This window comes from Amycolatopsis sp. SID8362, assembly GCF_010550475.1.
GTDB classification, from domain to species: Bacteria; Actinomycetota; Actinomycetes; order Mycobacteriales; family Pseudonocardiaceae; genus Amycolatopsis; species Amycolatopsis eburnea.
The window spans coordinates 1-775 of record NZ_JAAGNB010001492.1 but is presented as its reverse complement, the minus strand read 5'-3'; the positions used below and the strand labels follow the sequence as shown (position 1 = coordinate 775).

Annotated in this window: 1 protein-coding gene and 1 pseudogene; one reads left to right on the top strand and one right to left on the bottom strand. The window is 76.4% G+C overall.

Annotated features, from left to right (window positions below; all coding sequences use genetic code 11):
• Positions 1-265, top strand: a 265-nt coding sequence (locus tag G3I65_RS45800) for a helix-turn-helix transcriptional regulator (protein WP_160701653.1), incomplete at its 5' end; no start/stop codon positions are given.
• Here the strand turns inward: G3I65_RS45800 and G3I65_RS45795 are convergent.
• Positions 258-775 (bottom strand): annotated as a pseudogene (locus G3I65_RS45795) (saccharopine dehydrogenase); the annotation flags it as partial. The gene G3I65_RS45800 and the pseudogene G3I65_RS45795 overlap by 8 nt on opposite strands.

The following is a 775-nucleotide window of genomic DNA, read 5'->3' as shown; positions in this document are numbered from 1 at the left end:
GGCGTGGACCGTCGAGCAGCTCGGCGCCGCGGCCGGGCTCTCCAGGGCGGCCTTCGCCCGCCGGTTCACGGCGCAGGTCGGCGAACCACCGCTGACCTACCTCACCCGCTGGCGCATGACGACGGCCGCGCGCCTGCTCCGCGAGTCCGACCGCCCGCTGGCGCAGGTCGCCGCGGCCGTCGGCTACGGGTCGGCGTTCGCCTTCGCCAAAGCCTTCCGCCGCGAGTACGCGACCACCCCGGGCGGCTACCGCTCGCTCAGCTGAAGTCGACGGCGACGCGCGGCGCCAGCGCGCGCAGGAAGTCCGGCGCGTCGAAGATCTCCCCCGCCGGCGCGACGCCCTTCACGCGCGTCCGCCCGGTCAGGATCCGTTCCACCGCCTCCACCGCCAGCGGCGCGCTGACCGCGTAGATGTCCTCGCCGCGCGCCACCGCCCGGCGTTCTTCGCCGCCACGCCGCACCCGGACGTCCACCACGAACGTCTCCGCCGAGTCGCGCTCGGCCGCCGCGGCCAGGCCCTGGGCCGCGTCCACCGTCATGTACGACGTCACCGAAGGGACCGCCAGGTGCCGCGGGATGGTCACGATGTCGGCCATCGAGAACTCGCCGAGCACCGGCCGGGTGCCGAGCGGCTCGGGGAAGGCCCAGTCCAGCGAAGGCAGGGCGTCGTCGCGGTGCTCCAGCCGGCCGCCCGCGAACCGGACGCGCTTGCCGCCGCGGCGTTCGCGCGAGACCTGACCGGCCGCGAGCGTGCCGGGCGTCGGGTGCCAGCCGC